This window comes from Variovorax trehalosi, assembly GCF_051216415.1.
Lineage (GTDB): Bacteria > Pseudomonadota > Gammaproteobacteria > Burkholderiales > Burkholderiaceae_C > Variovorax.
This window is the reverse complement of record NZ_JBPJZG010000007.1, coordinates 206,886-224,315: the sequence shown is the minus strand read 5'-3', so window position 1 is coordinate 224,315 and position 17,430 is coordinate 206,886. Positions and strand designations below refer to the sequence as shown.

Genomic DNA, 17,430 nt, shown 5'->3' with positions numbered 1-17,430 from the left:
CATGGTGCCATGACTCGGCCCGCGAAAAACCCTCAGACGCCGCCGTGCGGATGGGTCGGGTCGACCCACAGGACCGATTCGGGTTTCTCGACAGGCTCGATATCGAGGTTCACCGCCACCGCCTCGCCATCGCTGCGGCACAGCACGCATTCGAGTGTCTCGGTCGCGCTCGCATTGATTTCCTGGTGCGGCACATAGGGCGGCACGTAGATGAAGTCGCCCGGTCCGGCCTCGGCGGTGAATTCGAGCTTTTCGCCCCATCGCATGCGGGCCCGGCCGCGCACGACGTAAATCACCGATTCGAGGTGCCCGTGGTGATGGGCGCCGGTCTTGGCATCGGCATGGATCGTCACCGTGCCGGCCCAGAGCTTCTGCGCGCCCACGCGGGCGAAGTTGATGGCGGCGGCCCGGTTCATGCCGGGCGTCTGCGCCGTGTTGACGTCGAGCTGGTTGGCTCCGATCACGCGCACACCGTCGTGCTTCCAGGCCGGGGCGGCCTCGTCGCCATCGCCTGGATGGTCGTGCGGGTGGCCGTGGTCCGCGTGATCGTGGCTCATGGCAAGCCCCGGGGAATCAGGCAGGGTTGCCGTTCAGCACCTGCTGCAGCTCGCCCGATTCGTACATCTCCATCATGATGTCCGAGCCGCCGACGAATTCGCCCTTCACGTAGAGCTGGGGGATCGTGGGCCAGTTGCTGTATTCCTTGATGCCCTGGCGGATGCCGTCGTCTTCGAGCACGTTGACGGTCTTGAGCGTCTTGGTATCGACGCCCACGGCCTTGAGGATCTGGATTGCGCGGCCCGAGAAACCGCACATCGGGAAGCTGGCATTGCCCTTCATGAAGAGCACGAGTTCGTTGGTTTTGACGAGGTCGTCGATGCGTTGCTGGGCGTCGGACATGGGGACTCCTGAAAAGTGGGGGCTGAGGGGATTATTTCACCGCGCGCCAGATTCCGCCCGAGCAGCGCTGGATGCCTGCCAGGTCGTCCCGGCTTTGGACTTCGGCGAAACCGCGGGTTTCGAGCAGCTGGCGCACGACTGCGGCCTGGTCATGGCCGTGTTCGAGCAGCAGCCAGCCGCCGTCGACGAGGTGATCGGGGGCGTGCTGGACGATCTGGCGGATGTCGTCGAGCCCGTCCGCGCCCGCGACCAGCGCGGAGGACGGCTCGTGCTGCAGCGCGGGCAGATGCAGGTCATTGGCGGCGATGTACGGCGGATTGCTGGCGATGACCGTGTAGCCGTCGGCGGCGCCGTCGAGCCAATGGGCCTGGGCAAAGCGCACCGGCAGGCCGAGGCGCCGGGCGTTGGCCTCTGCGACGGCCAGCGCGTCGGCACTGGCATCGACGGCATCGACCTGCGCATCGGGGCGCGCATGCTGCAGCGCCAGCGCGATCGCGCCGCTGCCCGTGCCGAGGTCGAGCACGCGCGGGGCGCTTTGACCTTCGAGGCACTGCAGCGCCCAGTCGACCAGCGTCTCGGTGTCCGGGCGAGGCACCAGCACCCGCGCGTCGACCTGCAAGTCGAGGCCGTGGAATTCCTTCATGCCAAGCAGATAGGCCACTGGCTCGCCCGCCAGGCGGCGCGACAGCTGTGCCGCAAGCGCCGCCCAGGCGGCGTCGGACATGGCATCCGTGTCGTGCGCCAGCAGCCAGGCACGGTCGTGCGGCGCGCGGCCCAGTGCGTGCAACAGCAGCAGCTGGGCATCGAGCCGATCGACGCCCAGGGCCACGGCCGCAGTGAGCGCCTGCGCCACGGTGGACGGTGCGGTGGCTTCGGTCATCACGCGGGCAGGCTCGATTCCAGCTCGGCCAGTTGCTCGGCTTCGCGCGCGGCGCGCAGGGCGTCCAACACGTCGCCGAGGTCGCCTTCCATGATCGCCAGCAGCTTGTAGAGCGTGAGGTTGATCCGGTGGTCGGTGAGCCGCCCTTGCGGAAAGTTGTAGGTGCGGATGCGGTCCGAGCGGTCGCCGCTGCCGATCAGGCCCTTGCGCATCGCTGCGTCCTTGGCGGCACGCTCGCTGCGGTCCTTCTCCTGGATGCGCGCCGACAGCACCTGCAGCGCCTTGGCCTTGTTGCGGTGCTGGCTGCGGTCGTCCTGGCACTCGGCCACGATGCCGGTCGGGATGTGCGTGATGCGCACGGCCGAGTCGGTCTTGTTGATGTGCTGGCCGCCGGCGCCACTCGCGCGGTAGGTGTCGATGCGCAGGTCCGCGGGGTTGATCTGTACCGCCACGGTTTCGTCGGGCTCGGCCAGCACGGCGACCGTGCAGGCGCTGGTGTGGATGCGGCCCTGTGTCTCTGTGGCCGGCACGCGCTGCACGCGGTGGCCGCCCGATTCGAAGCGCAGCTTGCCGAAGACTTCGTCGCCGACGATGCGGATCACCACTTCCTTGTAGCCGCCGAGTTCGCTCGCGCTTTCGCTCACGATCTCGCAGCGCAGGCCCGCACGCTCGCAGTAGCGCGTGTACATGCGCAGCAGGTCGCCCGCAAAAAGCGCCGATTCGTCGCCGCCCGTGCCGGCACGGATTTCCATGAAGGCGTTGCGCGCGTCGTCGGGATCCTTGGGCAGCAGCAGGCGCTGCAGTTCCTCTTCGAGCTGCACCAGTTCGGCTTCGGCGCCGGCGATTTCGTCGCGCGCCATCTCGGCCATGTCCGGGTCGTCGAGCATTTCCTTCGCACCGGCGATGTCGGCCTCGCGCTGCTTGTAGCGCTCATAGCGCCCGGCGATCTGCGTGATCTCGGCGTGTTCGCGCGAGATGGTGCGGTACTGCGCCATGTCGCTCATGATGTCTTCGCGCGAGAGCAGGAAGTCGAGCTCGCCCAGGCGCTGGACGTAGCGTTCGAGTTGATGGCGCAGAAAGGATTTCACGGAAGAAGGGGCTCGAAAAATGGGGGACGAATGCCGCGTGGAGCGGCAGGGCGCAGGGAGACCGCGGCACGCAGGGCCGGGCCGCTGACGAGCGTCGCTAACGCTCTTTGCGCAGGAACAGGCGCGAGATCATCTGCGCCGTCTGTTCGCGCGATGCGGCATCGCCCGCATGCAGCTCGGCCATCGCGCCGTGCATCATCTTCTGCGTGAGTCCGCGCGACATCGCCTCGAGCACCGCATCGACCGATTCGCCCTTGGCCAGCAGCTTGCGCGCCCGTGACATCTCGGCGGCGCGCCATTCGTCGGCCTGTGCGTTGAGCTGCTGGATCAGCGGCACCGTGCTGCGCTGGCCCAGCCAGTGCATGAAGCTCTGCACGCCGGCATCGATGATCACCTCGGCCTGCGCCACCGCCGCCTGGCGGTTGGCCTGGCCCTGTTGCACCACGTGCGCGAGGTCGTCCACGGTGTAGAGGTAAACGTCTTCGAGCGCCTTCACTTCGGGCTCGATGTCGCGCGGCACGGCCAGGTCGACCATGAAGATCGGGCGGTGCTTGCGCGCCTTGAGCGCGCGCTCGACGGCACCCAGGCCGATGATCGGCAGCGTGCTCGCGGTGCAGCTCACCACGATGTCGAATTCGGCCAGCCGCGCCGGCAGGTCGGCCAGCCGCATCGCCTCGCCGCCGAAGCGCGTGGCGAGCTTTTCGCCGCGTTCGAGCGTGCGGTTGGCAATGGCGATGGACTTCGGCTCCTTGGCCGCGAAGTGCGTGACCGCGAGGTCGATCATTTCGCCCGCGCCGACGAACAGCACGCGCGTCTTGCGCAGGTCTTCGAAGAGTTGCCCGGCCAGCCGCACGGCCGCGGCGGCCATGCTGATCGAATGTGCGCCGATTTCTGTGGCTGTGCGCACTTCCTTGGCGACGGCGAACGAGCGCTGGAACAGCTGGTTGAGCGTGGTGCCCAGGGCGCCGACGTTTTCGGCCGCGCGCACCGCGTCTTTCATCTGGCCGAGGATCTGGGCCTCGCCGAGCACCATCGAGTCGAGCCCGCTGGCCACGCGGAAGACGTGGCGCGCAGCCTCGTCGTCATGCAGGGTGTAGGCGTGGGAGCGCAGCAGGGTGGGGGCCACGCCGCCGCTCTCGGCGAGCCAACCGAAGGTGTGGTCGAGGGCGATGTGTTCGGAGGCGCAGTAGATCTCGGTGCGGTTGCAGGTCGAGATGATCGCGGCTTCCACCTGGGGGTGGCGGCTGCTCGGGAAGGAACTGCGCAGGCTCTGCAGCGTCGGGGCAATCTGGTCGAGCGCAAACGCAAAACGACCGCGCAGATCGAGCGGCGCGGTCGTGTGGTTCAAGCCAAGAGCCCAGACAGACATGGGCGTGATTATAAAATCAGCAACCGAACCAGGCTCGCCGAGGGATAAATGGCTTTCCCTATGACAGCCATAACCCTTGCCGCATGTTCGCGGCCCGCCCGATGGACCTGCCGGCCCTCCTGAACCACCTGCTCAACTTCGTCGCACCCGCGGCCTTCGTCGCCCTGGTGCTGGCCGCCGTGGCACGTTTTCTCGGTGGGCGCAGCACCGGCGCGCGGCGCTGGTGGGTGCAGTGGGCAATCACCTTTGGCGCCGGCGTGCTGGTCCTCGTCGCAGGCTTGGTGGTGTTCGGCCGCGATGGCGTGATGACGACCTATGCCGCGCTGGTGGCGGTCTGCGGCACCGTGCAGTGGCTCGCCATGCGCGGTTGGCGCCGCTGAAAAACAACAGGTAAAAATAACAGGTTCAGCCGACGCGGCGAACCATGTAGACCGCGTCGCCGGGGTAAGTCGCTAGCCGCGCCTGCTGCGCCGAGCCGTCCGGCTGCGTCGCCACATAGCCCTGCCGCTCCCAGAAACCCACCGACGCCTGCACCGACACCAGCGTCGATTGCCGCCAGCCGGCCTGCGCCGCGTGCTCCCACGCATGCCGCACGAGCCGCGGCCCGAGTCCCAGACCTGAAGCGGCCGGGTGCACCGCCAGGTCATGCAGGTACAGCGCATCGGCTTCCGGTGCGACCTCGAATTCGCCATGCAGCGCCGTGAGCTTGCCGGCGATCGAGGGATAGGCCGCCAGGTACCCCCGGACGGTGCCCTCGTGACCAGCCACCCAGCCGGTCTCCGGCGCCGCAGCCAATCGCCGCGCGATCAGCGCGCCGTCCTCCACGAAGCCCGCGCCGTAGCAGGCGAGCTGGATGGCGAGCACCGCCTCCAGATCGTCGGCGCGCATCGCCCGTACGAAGACGGCGCTTTCCACCATCAAGCCAGCAGCAGCTTGTCGTCATCGAGCTTCTCGCCGCGCGTCTGCTCGAACATCCGCAGCAGGTCGGGCACGTCGAGGCCCGAGCGTTCTGGCCCGGCCACGTCGAGGATCACCTGCCCCTCGTGCAGCATGACGGTGCGCGAACCGTAGTCCAGCGCCTGCCGCATGCTGTGCGTGACCATCATTGCGGTCAGCTGGCTTCCCTCGACGATCCTGGCGGTCAGCTCCAGCACGAAAGCCGCCGTCTTCGGGTCGAGTGCCGCCGTGTGCTCGTCCAGCAGCAGGATGCGCGAGGGCTTGAGCGAGGCCATCAAGAGGCTCACTGCCTGCCGCTGGCCGCCCGAAAGCAGGCCGATGCGGTCGGCCAGCCGGTTTTCGAGCCCCAGCTTCAGGATCGACAGCTTCTCGCGGAACAGCTCGCGCAGGCTCCGATTGAGCGAGAAGCCGAAGCCTCGCCGCTCGCCGCGCTTCCACGCCAGCGCCATGTTCTCCTCGATGGTCAGCGCCTCGCAGGTGCCGGCCATCGGGTCCTGGAACACGCGGGCCACCATGCCCGAGCGCTGCCAGGCGTTCATGCGGGTCACGTCCTTGCCGTCGATCTCGATGCTGCCCTTGTCGACGATCAGGTCGCCGCTCACTGCATTGAGAAAGGTCGACTTGCCCGCGCCGTTCGAGCCGATCACGGTGACGAACTGGCCGGTCGGAATTTCCAGGCTGAGCCCGCGCAGCACGCGGTTCTCGATCGGCGTGCCCGGGTTGAAAGTCATCTCCAGTTGTTGGGCGCGCAGCATCAGTTCTTCCCCTTGAAGAGACCGCCCAGCTTGCGCTTGTAGGCGGGCACCAGCAGCGCGAACGCCACCAGCACGGCGGTCACCAGGTTCAGGTCCTGCGCCTGCAGGCCCATGAAGTCGGTGTTCAGTGCCATCGCGATGAAGAAGCGGTAGAGCAGCGCCCCCAGCACGCAGGCCAGCGTGGTGATCACCATGCTGCGCGCGGGCAGCAGCGTCTCGCCGATGATCACCGCGGCCAAGCCGATCACGATCGTGCCCACGCCCATCGAGATGTCGGCCGTGCCCTGGCTCTGCGCGAACAGCGCGCCGGCCAGCGCCACAAGCGCGTTCGACAGCGCCAGGCCCGCCATCGTGTGGAAGTCGGTCGAGATGCCCTGCGCCCGCGCCATTCGGGCGTTGCCGCCGGTGGCGCGCATCGCCAGGCCGGCTTCGGAGGCGAAGAACATGTCGACCACGATCTTCGCGATGATGACGATGAGCAGCAGCAACAGCGGCTTGGCCCACTGCTCGGGCATGCCGCCGAAGTCGACCATGGTGAACACGGTCGGCTCGGTGATCAGCGCCACGTTGGGCTTGCCCATCACGCGCAGGTTGACGGAGTACAGCGCGATCATCACCAGGATGCTCGCGAGCAACTGCATGATCTTGAGCTTGACGTTGAGCCAGGCCGTGACCCAGCCCGCAGCGGCGCCGGCGACGCAGGCGACCGCGGTGGCGGCCACCGGGTTCCAATCCAGGACGATCAGCGTCGCGGCCACGGCGGCGCCCAGCGGAAAGCTGCCGTCCACCGTGAGGTCGGGAAAATTGATGATGCGAAACGACATGAAGACGCCCAACGCGACCAGTCCGAATATCAGACCGATCTCGATGGCGCCCAGCGAAGCGATGAGCGACATAAAGAAGCTGGCTTCTTACTTCGTGGCCATGACCTTGGCGCTCTTCAGGAGCGATTCGGACAGCGTCACACCCTGGGCCTTGGCGGCGGTGGGGTTCACCACCAGCTCGAAGTTGGTGCTGGTCTGCGAGGCGATGGTGCCGGGCTTCTCGCCCTTGAGGATGCGAACGACGATCTTGCCGGTCTGGCGGCCGATGTCGCTGTAGTTCAGGCCCAGGGCCGCCACGGCGCCGCGCTCGACGGTGGCCGTGTCGGCGGCCACCACCGGCAGCTTGGCTTGCTGGGCGACCTTCACGATGCCTTCGAAGGCCGAGACCACGTTGTTGTCGGTCGGCGTGTAAATCACGTCGGCCTTCCCCACCAGGCTTTGCGCGGCGGTCGGTACGTCCACGGTGCGCGCGGCAGCGGCTTCCACCACGGTCATGCCGGCGTCAGCCGCGGCCTTCTTGAGCGAGGCGACGATCGCCACCGAGTTGGCTTCACCGGGGCTGTAGATCACGCCGATGCGCTTGGCGTTGGGCACCACCTGCTTGATGAGGCCGATGTGCTTCTCGAGCGGCGAGAGGTCCGACACGCCGGTCACGTTGGTGCCGGTGGCATCCCAGTTCTTCACCAGCTTGGCGGCCACCGGGTCGGTGATGGCCGAGTAGACGACCGGAATGGTCTTGGTGGAGGCCACCACGGCCTGCGCCGACGGCGTGGCGATGGCGACGATCACGTCGGGCGCATCGCCCACGTACTTGCGGGCGATCTGGGCGGCGGTGCCCACGTTGCCCTGCGCGCTCTGGTAGGTGAACTTGAGGTTCTTGCCTTCTTCGTAGCCCGCTGCCTTGAGCTCCGCCTTCACGCCGTCGCGCACCGCATCCAGCGCCGGGTGCTCGACGATGGCGGTCACCGCCACCGACTTGGTGTCGGCCGCGAACGAGGGCGCGGCGGCCAGCATGCCGAGGGCCAGGGCGACGGCGCTGAAAGGGGTGCGAAGCAGGGCGTTTTTCACGTGAGGGTCTCCGGATGGGGATGGGTGCGTCTGGGATGAGGCCGCCAGCGTGCGCCGGGGCGGGGAATTCAGCGGGCCAGGAATTGCGCGTGCAATCCCGGCAGCCTCGAAGTCTAGATCGTACTTTGCACAATTAAGGTGCATGGACGGATCGGGCTTACCCCGCTTTAAGAAACATAATTGCATCCCGTGGAGGATGTAAGAGATGAAATTGCACGAGATCGAACTCGACCGGATCGACCGGCGGATTCTTGACCACCTGCAGGTGCATGGCCGCGCAACCAACCTGGAGCTGTCGGAGGTGGCCAACCTGTCGCCCGCGCAGTGCATGCGGCGCCACCGGCGCCTGGAGGAGCTGGGCCTCATCAATGGCTACGCCGCGCACCTGAATGCGCGCCACGTCGGGCTTGGCGTGATCGCCTTCATCCACGTGACCATGGCGCGCGGCCACGTCGACGAACTGCCCAAGTTCCAGGACCTGATCGCCGACCTGAAGCAGATCCTGGAGTGCTATTCGGTGACCGGCGACTTCGACTACGTGCTGAAGGTAGTCGCGCGCGACCTGGAGTCGCTCTCGCAGTTCCTGATGCACACGCTGATGCACATGCCGGGCGTGTCGGCCGTGCGGTCCAGCGTGTGCCTCAACGAGATCAAGTGCACCACGGCCCTGCCGCTGGAGTGAGCCTCAGGTCGGCATGCCCGGGATCGGCGAGTTCTGCGTCGCGGGCGCCGGCGCGGCCGCGGCGGGCTCGTTGGGCGCCATCATGAAGGTGGTCGGTGTGGCCATCGGCAGCCCGGCCTTCTTGAGTTCGTCGAGGATCACGAACAGCAGGTCGCTGCGCACGCCGCCCGCCAGCCGTGGGCTCGCCACATAGGCGATGGCCTGGAAGATCAGGAGCCCGTTCTCGATGCCTTCCAGCGTGAGCGACGGCGCCGGCGTTTCCAGCACCCCTTCGTGCGCGCGGCAGGCTTCCAGGATCAGCTCGCGCACGCGCTGGGCATCGGTGGTCAGCGGCATCGGCAGGCGAATGAGCACACGGCCCTCGGCATTCGCCAGCGTCATGTTGCGGACCGTCTTGGTAATGAATTCCGAGTTCGGCACGATCAGCGTGGAGCGGTCGCCCAGCTGGATCTCGGTGGCGCGCACGTTGATGCGCCGCACGTCGCCCTCGGCCGTGCCCAGTACCACCCAGTCGCCCACCTTCACCGGCTGCTCCGCCAGGAGGATCAGCCCCGAGATGAAGTTCTGCACGATCGCCTGCAGCCCGAAGCCGATGCCCACCGACAGCGCGCTCGCCACCCACGCGATGCGTTCGATGCCGATGCCCAGCGCCGAGAGCGCGAACGCGATCACCAGGATCCCGCCCACATAGCCCAGCAGCGTGGTGATCGAGCTCTGCATGCCCGGCTCGAGCTGCGTGTTGGGCAAATAGCTGCGTTCGAGCCAGCGCTTGAACACCCGCATCACGATGAAGCCGACCACCGCCACCGCGATGGCGCTCAAGATGGCGCCCGGCACCAGCTGGAACTCGCCCACCTTCACGCCGGTGCCGAACTTGCCGCTGCGCTGGAACACCTCGCTAGGCCCGGTGCCCAGCGGCGCGGCGAGCGCGATCAGCATGTAGAAGAACAGCCCGACCCGGCTCAGCCCCGAGAGCACGGTGGCCGCCTGGTCCAGCGTCTGCGGCGCCAGGTTGAAGCTCTTCTGCAGCCGCTGGCCGAAGGTACTGCGCGACGACACCAGCGCCATGAACACGTCGTCGGCGAACTTGAACAGCACGTAGAACGCCGCGGCCACGATGCCGCTCCAGGTGAGCTGCGAGGCCAGGAAGCTCGCGAGCGCCACATAGCCCACGGCCACCAGCACCCAGATCGCGATCATCAGCACGCCGATCAGCGCCACCAGCAGGCCGACCCACATCGGCCGCTCTGGCAGGCCGGCATCGGATGCGTCCGCGCGCAGCGGCTTCACCAGGTAGAGCACCGCACCCACCAGCGTGGTGAGCACCAGCGCCGTGAGCACATGCGTGACCACCACGGCCGCGAAGCTGGCGTCGATCAGCGCGTTGATCTCGGCGGGCGTCCAGGCCAGCGCCGCGACCAGCGCGACCAACCAAGGCAGTGCGGCCAGGCGGGTCGCCATCGCATCGGGAATCGGCGGCAGCCGCCACGAGGGGCGGCGGGTGGCGAGCAAGCCGCGCCCGAGCCCGATCACGAAGGCCATGAACACCAGGGCCTGCGCCGACGACTGCAGCGCCTTGCGGGCCTGCGGCTCCCAGGTGGCGTACGCCTTGAGCACCTCCACGAAGCCGTGCGCCGCGATCGCGACCAGCAGCACATGGCTGCCCACGATGCCGATCACCAGCACCGAACGCCGCAGGCGCCCGGCCGGCAGCCAACGCGCGGCGAGGCGGGTGAGCAGGTGTTCGGCCGCCCAGTTGCCGATCACCGCAAGCAACAGCGCGGCAATCAGGGCGGCGATCACCCGGGTGCGGGTTTCGGGCTGGAGCGCGGTCTGCAGGCCGTCGTTCAGGGCAGCCGTCATCGTCTTCAGGCGCTCCAGGTCGTCGGGCCAAGCCTCGCGCAGGTCGTTCCAGAATTCGCCACTCAGCGGCGAGGCCGCGCGCTCGGTGAGTTGCGCCTCGAACAGCGCGCGGCGCTGGGTGACGAGGTCGGTGCCGCGCTGGCGCACGTCGACGGACAGCAGGCGCGCGAGGCGGATGTCGGCATCGAGCGCATTGCGTTCCTTCGTCAGGCGAGCGCGCTGGCGCGTGATGTCGGGGTCTTCGGTGGCGCCCGCGGCCGGCGGGTTGCCCAGTTCGCCGAGCCGGGCGTTCAGGTCGGCGAGCTCACCGGTGCGGGCGGCGACGAACTTGTCGGCCTGCGTGCCGATCGCGTTGATCTGCGTGAGCAGCTTGCGCGCGTCGTCGTCGGTGTCCGCCGTGGCGGTGATCTTGGTGAACTGATCGCGCAACTCGGCCACCGTGGGGGCTGGTGCGGGCAGCGAGGTGGCGCTGCCGCCGAGGTCTGGCTGCGCCATGGCGCCACCGCACATCAGCAGGGCGGCAAGGAAAAAGGTCGCTAGGCGGGGGATCCAACTCATGGCTGCATCATAGAAGCGGCCATTTCGTAAGGGCAGGTAAGCGCAGCGAGGCTCAGCTCGCGGGGCTGAACAGGTCGACCCGATCCGTGATGATGCCGTCGGTGCCCAGGTCGATGAGCCGCTGCGCGGCCCAGTCGTCGTTGACGGTGTAGCTCAGCGAGCGCATGCCCGCGCCGTGCACCTGTGCGACGGTGGCGGCGTCCCACAGCGCGTGATTGCAGACGATGGCTTGGCAGCCCAGGTCGCGCGCGGTGTCGAGCCAGCCGCTCCACAGCGTGTCGAGCAGCAGGCCGCGCGGCAACTCGGGTTGCGCGGCGGCCGCGCCCTTGAGCGATTCGACCTGGAACGAGGTGAGAAGCGGAGGAACCGCCGCGCCCTGCCAGAGGCGCGCCGCTTCGCGCGCCACCACCTCGCCGGTCTCGCGCTCGGTGCCGGGCGTCGGCTTGATCTCGATGTTGAGCAGGTAGCGGTTGGCCAAGCAGAAGCGCGCCAGGTTTTCCAGCGTGGGCAGCGGTTCGCCCGCGAAGGCGCGCGAATGCCAACTGCCCGCGTCGAGCTGCGACAGCGCGCTCCACGCCTGCTGGCCGCCGGTGCCGTGGCCGTTGGTGGTGCGCTCCAGCGTGGCGTCGTGCATGAGGAACGGCACGCCGTCGGCGCTGAGCTTGGCATCGCACTCGAACATGCGGTAGCCGTGCGCCGCGCCGAAGCGGAAGGCCGCGAGCGTGTTTTCAGGTGCGAGCTTGCCGGCGCCGCGGTGCGCGACCCAGCGGGGGTAGGGCCAGGGGCTGCGTTCGGCCATCGTTCAGTCCGCGCGCTTGCCCGATCCGGCGTCGAACCAATGGAGCTTGTCTTCGCGCGCCGCGATCTTCACCGTGTCGCCCGCGACCGGCGGGTGATCGCTTTCGTCGGTGCGCATGATGACCTGCTCCTCGCCGATGCGGCCGTACACCAGCCGCTCGGCGCCCAGCAGTTCGACCTGCTCGACTTGCACCGTCCAGCCGCTTTCGTCGAGCTTCATGTGCTCGGGGCGGATGCCCAGAATCTGGCCCGCGCGCACGCCCGGAGCGTGCTTGAGCAGGTTCATCGGCGGCGAGCCGATGAAGCTCGCCACGAAGGTGGTGGCGGGGCGGTTGTACACCTCTTCCGGCGTGGCGAACTGGTCCATCACGCCGCCGTTCATCACGATGATGCGCTGCGCCAGCGTCATCGCCTCGACCTGGTCGTGCGTGACGAAGAGCGAGGTGATGCCCAGCTCGCGATGCAGCTTCTGGATTTCCAGGCGGGTCTGCGCGCGCAGCTTGGCGTCGAGGTTCGAGAGAGGCTCGTCGAACAGGAACACCTGCGGCTGCCGCACGATCGCGCGGCCCATGGCCACGCGCTGGCGCTGGCCGCCGGAGAGCTCGCGCGGTTTGCGCTCGAGTAGGTGGCCCAGTTCGAGGATCTTGGCGGCCTTGTCCACGCGCACCTTGATCTCGGGCACCGGCACCTTGGCAATCTTCAGGCCGTAGGCCATGTTCGCGAACACGCTCATGTGCGGGTAGAGCGCGTAGTTCTGGAACACCATCGCGATGTCGCGCTCGGAGGGCTCGAGCTGGTTCACGACCTTGCCGCCGATGGCGATCTCGCCGGCCGAGATTTCCTCCAGGCCCGCGACCATGCGCAGCAGCGTGGACTTGCCGCAGCCCGAGGGTCCGACGATCACGATGAACTCATGGTCGGCGATCTCGGCGCTCACGCCGTGGATGACCTGGTTGGCCTTCGGCCCGTGGCCGTAGCGCTTGATGACGTTGCGTAGGGAAAGAGCTGCCATTTTTTATTTCTCGGTATCCACAAGGCCCTTGACGAACCACTTTTGCATCAAGACCACCACCAGCGCGGGCGGCAGCATCGCGAGGATGGCGGTGGCCATCACGACGTTCCATTCGTTCTGCCCGTCGCCGCCGGCAATCATTCGCTTGATGCCGACCACCACCGGGTACATGTCTTCGCTCGTGGTCGCGAGCAGCGGCCAGAGGTACTGGTTCCAGCCGTAGATGAACTGGATCACGAACAGTGCAGCGATCGAGGTCTTCGACAACGGCAGCAGCACGTCGAAGAAAAAGCGCATGGGGCTCGCGCCGTCCATGCGCGAGGCCTCGGTGAGCTCGTCGGGCACCGTGAGGAAGAACTGGCGGAACAGGAAGGTCGCGGTGGCCGACGCGATCAGCGGCACCGTCAGGCCTGCGTACGTGTTCAGCATATTCAGGTCCGACAGCACCTTGTAGGTGGGCAGGATGCGCACCTCCACCGGCAGCATCAGCGTCACGAAGATGGCCCAGAAGCAGATCTTCTTGAACGGGAAGCGGAAGTAGACGATGGCAAAGGCCGACAGCAGCGAGATGGTGATCTTGCCGATGGCAATGACCATCGCCGTCACGAAGCTCACCCACATCATGTGCGCCACCGGGGCGTTGGAGCCTGCGCTGTTCTCGCGCCCGAAGAGCGCGCCCTTGTAGCTGTCCACGATGTTCGAGCCGGGCAGGAGCGGCATCGGCGCCTGCACGATCTCCTGTGCGGTGTGCGTGGAGGCCACGAACGCCAGGTAGAGCGGGAAGGCGACGATGAACACGCCCAGGATCATGATGACGTGGGCCAGGATGCCGTGGGTGCCGCGCTTCTCAACCATGCCGTGCTCCGCCGAATTCGATTTTTTCTTGTTGCTTCATCAGTACTGCACCTTCTTCTCGACGTAGCGGAACTGGATGACGGTCAGCGCCACCACGATCACCATCAGCACCACCGACTGCGCGGCCGAGCCGCCCAGGTCCAGGCCCTTGAAGCCGTCGTGGTAGACCTTGTAGACCAGGATGGTCGTGTCCTTGCCCGGTCCGCCCTGCGTGGCCGCATCGACGATCGCGAAGGTGTCGAAGAAGGCGTAGACCACGTTGATCACCAGGAGGAAGAAGGTGGTGGGCGAGAGCAGCGGGAACTGCACGGTCCAGAAGCGGCGCCACGGGCGCGCGCCATCGATGGCCGCGGCCTCGATCAGCGACTTCGGAATGGACTGCAGCCCGGCCAGGAAAAACAGGAAGTTGTAGGAGATCTGCTTCCACACCGAGGCCATCACGATCAGCGTCATGGCGTGGCCGGAGTCGAGCAGGTGGTTCCAGTTGATGCCGATCTTGCCCAGCGCATAGGCCACCACGCCCAGCGAGGGCGAGAACATGAAGACCCACAGCACGGCCGCCACTGCGGGCGCCACGGCGTAGGGCAGGATCAGCATCGTCTTGTAGAACATGCCGCCGCGCACGATGCGGTCGGCGAACACCGCGAGCATCAGCGACAGGCTGATGCCGATGCTGGCCACCAGCAGCGAGAAGACGGCGGTGGTCTTGAACGACTCGGCATACGCCGGGTCGTGGAACAGCTCCCTGAAGTTCTGCAGCCCGACGAATTCGACCGAGGTGCCGAACGCGTCCTGCTGCTGCAGCGACTGAAGGAGGGCCTGCCCCGCCGGCCAGAAGAAAAACACGAGGATCACCGCCATCTGCGGCGTGAGCAGCAGCCAGGGCAGCCAGCCCGAGCGAAAGAAAACGCGTTTTTCCATGATCCCTCTGAATAAAAAATCCCGCCCGGCCCGCCCTTGTGCAAGAGCGAACGGGGGCGGGCGATATTAGCCGGACACGAGGGCCCGGCCATCAATCGTTAGCTTTTGTTCGCCTTCTGGAAGCGCTCCAGCTGCTCGTTGCCGCGCGTCACGATGGCGTCCAGGGCTTCCTTGGCGGTCTTCTTGCCGTTCCAGACCTGTTCGAGCTCTTCGTCCTCGATGGCGCGGATCTGTACGTAGTTGCCCAGGCGAATGCCGCGGCTCTTGTCGGTGACCTTGCGGATCATCTGCGTCACGGCCACGTCGGTGCCGGGGTTCTGCTTGTAGAAGCCCGAGTCTTCGGTGAGCTTGTACGAGGCGGTGGTCACCGGCAGATAGCCGGTGCGCTTGTGGCTGGCGGACTGCACTTCAGGCGTCGAGATGAAGCTGAAGAACTTGGCCACGCCCTTGTATTCGGCCGGCTTCTTGCCCGACATGACCCACAGGCTCGCGCCGCCGATCACCGTGTTCTGCGGTGCGCCCGGCACGTCCGGGTAGTAGGGCAGGGGTGCCAGGCCGTAGGCGAACTTGGCGTTCTTGGCCACGTTGCCGTAGAAGCCCGACGACGTGTTGATCATGGCGCACTCGCCCGAGACGAACGAGGCTTCGGGCACGTTGCCGCGTCCCTTGTAGATGAAGAGGCCCTGCTTGGCCATGCTGGCGAGGTTCTCGATGTGGCGCTGGTGCAGCGGCGAGTTCACCTTCAGGCGGGCGTCCAGGCCCTGCAGGCCGTTGGCCTTGCTTGCGAACTCCACGTTGTGCCAGGCCGAGAAGCTCTCGACCTGCGTCCAGTTCTGCCAGGCGGTGGTGAACGGGCATTTGTGGCCGCTCGCCTTGAGCTTGGCCGCTGCCGCGACCACTTCGGGCCAGGTCGACGGTGCCTTGTCGGTGGGGAGGCCCGCCGCCTTGAAGGCATCCTTGTTGAAATAGAAGATGGTGGTCGAGCTGTTGAACGGGAAGCTCAGCATCTGGCCGTTGGGGGCGGTGTAGTAACCGGCCACGGCGGGGATGTAGGCGGCCGGGTCGAACTTCTCGCCCGCGTCCTTCATGACCTGGCCGACCGGGATGACGGCGCCCTTGCTGGCCATCATGGTGGCGGTGCCCACTTCGAACACCTGCAGGATGTGCGGTGCGTTGCCCGAGCGGAAGGCCGCGATGGAGGCCGTCATGGATTCGTCGTACGTGCCCTTGAAGGTCGGCACGATCTTGTATTCCTTCTGGCTCTCGTTGAACTGCTTGGCCAGGTCGTTGACCCACTCGTTGTTGACGGCAGTCATGGAATGCCACCACTGGATTTCGGTCTGGGCCTGGGCCACGTTGAACAGCGTGGCGGCCAGCGCCGATGCCAGCGCGAGCGTCTTGAATCGCATGAAGACTCCTGAAGGGAAAATGAAAGCGCGGATGCTAGGGCATGTGAATGACACAGCCGCGTCACATTGGCGCACGGACAGCTGTCATCTTCCAATCGGGGAAACCCCTTTGGCACCAAGCCCGGCGCGGGTTGCGGGCCTGCATGCTGCGCCGCACCATGCTAGCATCGCCCTCCCTTTTTTGGCCCAGCTTGTCGCCACGGCCAGGGCCCTTTGCGAGACCGCCATGAGCAGCAAAACCTCCCTCGACAAAAGCAGGATCAAGTTCCTCTTGCTCGAGGGCATCCACCCTTCGGCCGTGGAGGTGCTGCGCGCCGCCGGCTACACCAACATCGAGTCGCTGCCGGGTGCCTTGCCCGACGCCGAACTCAAGGCAAAGATCGCCGACGTTCACTTCCTGGGCATCCGCTCGCGCACGCAGCTGACGGCCGAGGTGTTCGCCGCAGCCCACAAGCTGGTGGCGGCCGGTTGCTTCTGCATCGGCACCAACCAGGTCGACCTGGAGGCCGCCCGCGAACATGGCGTGGCCGTGTTCAACGCCCCCTACTCGAACACCCGCTCGGTGGCAGAGCTGGTGCTGGCCGAGGCGATCCTGCTGCTGCGCGGCGTGCCCGAGAAGAGCGCGGTGGCGCACCGCGGCGGCTGGCTGAAATCGGCCGACAACGCTTATGAAATCCGCGGCAAGACGCTGGGCATCGTGGGCTACGGCTCGATCGGCGCGCAGCTCTCCGTGCTGGCCGAGGCGCTGGGCATGCATGTGGCGTTCTTCGACGTGGTCACCAAGCTGCCGCTGGGCAATGCGCGCCAGGTGCGCGACCTGCACCAGCTGCTGGGGCAGAGCGACATCGTCACGCTGCATGTGCCCGAGACGCAGGCCACGCAATGGATGATCGGCGCGGCCGAGATCGCGGCCATGAAGCCGGGCTCGATCCTCATCAACGCCTCGCGCGGCACCGTGGTCGAGATCGATGCGCTCGCTGGCGCGCTGAAGGAAAAGAAGCTGCTGGGCGCCGCGATCGACGTGTTCCCGGTGGAGCCGCGCAGCAACAAGGACGAGTTCCAGTCGCCGCTGCGGGGCCTGGACAACGTGATCCTGACGCCGCACATCGGCGGCTCGACGATGGAGGCGCAGGCCAACATCGGGCTCGAGGTGGCCGAGAAGCTGGTGAAGTACAGCGACAACGGCACTTCGACCTCGTCGGTCAACTTCCCCGAGGTGGCGCTGCCCGCGCACCCGGGCAAGCACCGGCTGCTGCATATCCACCGGAACGTGCCGGGCGTGCTGTCGGAGATCAACAAGATCTTCTCGGACAACAACATCAACATCTCTTCCCAGTTCCTGCAGACGAACGAGAAGGTCGGGTACGTGGTGACGGACATCGATGCAGCCTCTTCGGACCTGGCCCTCGAGAAGCTGGCGAAGGTGAACGGGACGATCCGCAGCCGCGTGCTGTTCTGAGCCTCTGAGCCGGTACTCGGGGACAGGTGCCG

At 66.8% G+C, this 17,430-nt stretch carries 18 protein-coding genes; 3 read left to right on the top strand and 15 right to left on the bottom strand.

Annotated elements, in window-relative coordinates:
- Nucleotides 1-32: 32 nt before the first annotated feature.
- From ACSFA7_RS25795 to hemA, 5 genes are all read right to left on the bottom strand, one after another.
- Nucleotides 33-557 (bottom strand): cupin domain-containing protein, encoded by a 525-nt coding sequence (locus ACSFA7_RS25795; RefSeq protein ID WP_435501988.1) that lies wholly within the window; start codon nt 555-557, stop codon nt 33-35.
- A gap of 16 nt (nt 558-573) precedes the next feature.
- On the bottom strand, nt 574-900 hold the full coding sequence (gene grxD, locus ACSFA7_RS25790; RefSeq protein WP_013543189.1) for a Grx4 family monothiol glutaredoxin: 327 nt from the start codon (nt 898-900) through the stop codon (nt 574-576).
- 31 nt (nt 901-931) lie between these two features.
- Complete coding sequence (gene prmC / locus ACSFA7_RS25785) at nt 932-1,780, bottom strand: peptide chain release factor N(5)-glutamine methyltransferase (protein WP_435501987.1); 849 nt, start codon at nt 1,778-1,780, stop codon at nt 932-934.
- The gene (gene prfA, locus ACSFA7_RS25780) at nt 1,780-2,868 is read right to left on the bottom strand and encodes a peptide chain release factor 1 (RefSeq protein ID WP_435501986.1); all 1,089 of its coding nucleotides are present in this window, start codon (nt 2,866-2,868) and stop codon (nt 1,780-1,782) included. Before prfA ends, prmC begins: the two co-directional genes overlap by 1 nt.
- Nucleotides 2,869-2,965: 97 nt before the next feature.
- A complete protein-coding gene (gene hemA / locus ACSFA7_RS25775) occupies nt 2,966-4,237 on the bottom strand; it encodes a glutamyl-tRNA reductase (RefSeq protein ID WP_435501985.1) in 1,272 nt (423 codons plus the stop codon).
- A gap of 101 nt (nt 4,238-4,338) precedes the next feature.
- Here hemA and ACSFA7_RS25770 point away from each other — a divergent pair, with 101 nt between their 5' ends.
- Nucleotides 4,339-4,617 (top strand): hypothetical protein, encoded by a 279-nt coding sequence (locus ACSFA7_RS25770; protein ID WP_435502123.1) that lies wholly within the window; start codon nt 4,339-4,341, stop codon nt 4,615-4,617.
- A gap of 25 nt (nt 4,618-4,642) precedes the next feature.
- Here the strand turns inward: ACSFA7_RS25770 and ACSFA7_RS25765 are convergent, their stop codons facing one another.
- From ACSFA7_RS25765 to ACSFA7_RS25750, 4 genes are read right to left on the bottom strand one after another with little or no spacing between them, the layout of a single operon-like run.
- Nucleotides 4,643-5,155 (bottom strand): GNAT family N-acetyltransferase, encoded by a 513-nt coding sequence (locus tag ACSFA7_RS25765; protein WP_435502122.1) that lies wholly within the window; start codon nt 5,153-5,155, stop codon nt 4,643-4,645.
- Nucleotides 5,155-5,949 (bottom strand): ABC transporter ATP-binding protein, encoded by a 795-nt coding sequence (locus ACSFA7_RS25760; RefSeq protein ID WP_206175191.1) that lies wholly within the window; start codon nt 5,947-5,949, stop codon nt 5,155-5,157. The genes ACSFA7_RS25765 and ACSFA7_RS25760 overlap by 1 nt, the downstream gene beginning before the upstream one ends.
- A complete protein-coding gene (locus ACSFA7_RS25755) occupies nt 5,949-6,845 on the bottom strand; it encodes an ABC transporter permease (protein WP_435501984.1) in 897 nt (298 codons plus the stop codon). Before ACSFA7_RS25755 ends, ACSFA7_RS25760 begins: the two co-directional genes overlap by 1 nt.
- A 15-nt stretch (nt 6,846-6,860) precedes the next feature.
- On the bottom strand, nt 6,861-7,841 hold the full coding sequence (locus ACSFA7_RS25750; RefSeq protein WP_435501983.1) for an ABC transporter substrate-binding protein: 981 nt from the start codon (nt 7,839-7,841) through the stop codon (nt 6,861-6,863).
- A 211-nt stretch (nt 7,842-8,052) separates the two neighbouring features.
- Between ACSFA7_RS25750 and ACSFA7_RS25745 the strand changes: the two genes are divergently transcribed.
- The gene (locus tag ACSFA7_RS25745; RefSeq protein ID WP_144299149.1) at nt 8,053-8,523 is read left to right on the top strand and encodes an Lrp/AsnC family transcriptional regulator; all 471 of its coding nucleotides are present in this window, start codon (nt 8,053-8,055) and stop codon (nt 8,521-8,523) included.
- Nucleotides 8,524-8,526: 3 nt separating this feature from the next.
- On the opposite strand, the gene ACSFA7_RS25740 is transcribed toward ACSFA7_RS25745, so the two are convergent.
- The 6 genes from ACSFA7_RS25740 to ugpB all read right to left on the bottom strand — a co-directional run bounded on the left by ACSFA7_RS25740 (nt 8,527) and on the right by ugpB (nt 15,939).
- On the bottom strand, nt 8,527-10,944 hold the full coding sequence (locus tag ACSFA7_RS25740; protein WP_435501982.1) for a DUF3772 domain-containing protein: 2,418 nt from the start codon (nt 10,942-10,944) through the stop codon (nt 8,527-8,529).
- 52 nt (nt 10,945-10,996) lie between these two features.
- Nucleotides 10,997-11,743 (bottom strand): glycerophosphodiester phosphodiesterase, encoded by a 747-nt coding sequence (gene ugpQ / locus ACSFA7_RS25735; RefSeq protein WP_435501981.1) that lies wholly within the window; start codon nt 11,741-11,743, stop codon nt 10,997-10,999.
- A 3-nt stretch (nt 11,744-11,746) separates the two neighbouring features.
- The gene (gene ugpC / locus ACSFA7_RS25730; protein WP_435501980.1) at nt 11,747-12,754 is read right to left on the bottom strand and encodes a sn-glycerol-3-phosphate ABC transporter ATP-binding protein UgpC; all 1,008 of its coding nucleotides are present in this window, start codon (nt 12,752-12,754) and stop codon (nt 11,747-11,749) included.
- 3 nt (nt 12,755-12,757) lie between these two features.
- A complete protein-coding gene (gene ugpE, locus ACSFA7_RS25725) occupies nt 12,758-13,609 on the bottom strand; it encodes a sn-glycerol-3-phosphate ABC transporter permease UgpE (RefSeq protein ID WP_435501979.1) in 852 nt (283 codons plus the stop codon).
- Between the two features lie 39 nt (nt 13,610-13,648).
- The gene (gene ugpA, locus ACSFA7_RS25720) at nt 13,649-14,530 is read right to left on the bottom strand and encodes a sn-glycerol-3-phosphate ABC transporter permease UgpA (RefSeq protein ID WP_435501978.1); all 882 of its coding nucleotides are present in this window, start codon (nt 14,528-14,530) and stop codon (nt 13,649-13,651) included.
- A gap of 98 nt (nt 14,531-14,628) precedes the next feature.
- On the bottom strand, nt 14,629-15,939 hold the full coding sequence (gene ugpB / locus ACSFA7_RS25715; protein ID WP_435501977.1) for a sn-glycerol-3-phosphate ABC transporter substrate-binding protein UgpB: 1,311 nt from the start codon (nt 15,937-15,939) through the stop codon (nt 14,629-14,631).
- A gap of 226 nt (nt 15,940-16,165) precedes the next feature.
- Here ugpB and serA point away from each other — a divergent pair, with 226 nt between their 5' ends.
- Nucleotides 16,166-17,398: a phosphoglycerate dehydrogenase gene (gene serA / locus ACSFA7_RS25710; RefSeq protein WP_435501976.1), complete on the top strand. Its 1,233-nt coding sequence runs from the start codon at nt 16,166-16,168 to the stop codon at nt 17,396-17,398.
- Nucleotides 17,399-17,430 lie beyond the last annotated feature (32 nt).

Coding starts and splice junctions, on each gene's coding strand:
- grxD (WP_013543189.1), bottom strand. CDS start 900: ATGTCCGACGCCCAGCAACGCATCGACGACCTCGTCAAAACCAACGAA.
- ACSFA7_RS25760 (WP_206175191.1), bottom strand. CDS start 5,949: ATGCTGCGCGCCCAACAACTGGAGATGACTTTCAACCCGGGCACGCCG.
- serA (WP_435501976.1), top strand. CDS start 16,166: ATGAGCAGCAAAACCTCCCTCGACAAAAGCAGGATCAAGTTCCTCTTG.
- hemA (WP_435501985.1), bottom strand. CDS start 4,237: ATGTCTGTCTGGGCTCTTGGCTTGAACCACACGACCGCGCCGCTCGAT.
- ugpE (WP_435501979.1), bottom strand. CDS start 13,609: ATGGTTGAGAAGCGCGGCACCCACGGCATCCTGGCCCACGTCATCATG.
- ACSFA7_RS25755 (WP_435501984.1), bottom strand. CDS start 6,845: ATGTCGCTCATCGCTTCGCTGGGCGCCATCGAGATCGGTCTGATATTC.
- ugpQ (WP_435501981.1), bottom strand. CDS start 11,743: ATGGCCGAACGCAGCCCCTGGCCCTACCCCCGCTGGGTCGCGCACCGC.
- ugpA (WP_435501978.1), bottom strand. CDS start 14,530: ATGGAAAAACGCGTTTTCTTTCGCTCGGGCTGGCTGCCCTGGCTGCTG.
- ACSFA7_RS25765 (WP_435502122.1), bottom strand. CDS start 5,155: ATGGTGGAAAGCGCCGTCTTCGTACGGGCGATGCGCGCCGACGATCTG.
- ACSFA7_RS25770 (WP_435502123.1), top strand. CDS start 4,339: ATGGACCTGCCGGCCCTCCTGAACCACCTGCTCAACTTCGTCGCACCC.
- ugpB (WP_435501977.1), bottom strand. CDS start 15,939: ATGCGATTCAAGACGCTCGCGCTGGCATCGGCGCTGGCCGCCACGCTG.
- ACSFA7_RS25740 (WP_435501982.1), bottom strand. CDS start 10,944: ATGAGTTGGATCCCCCGCCTAGCGACCTTTTTCCTTGCCGCCCTGCTG.
- ugpC (WP_435501980.1), bottom strand. CDS start 12,754: ATGGCAGCTCTTTCCCTACGCAACGTCATCAAGCGCTACGGCCACGGG.
- prmC (WP_435501987.1), bottom strand. CDS start 1,780: ATGACCGAAGCCACCGCACCGTCCACCGTGGCGCAGGCGCTCACTGCG.
- ACSFA7_RS25795 (WP_435501988.1), bottom strand. CDS start 557: ATGAGCCACGATCACGCGGACCACGGCCACCCGCACGACCATCCAGGC.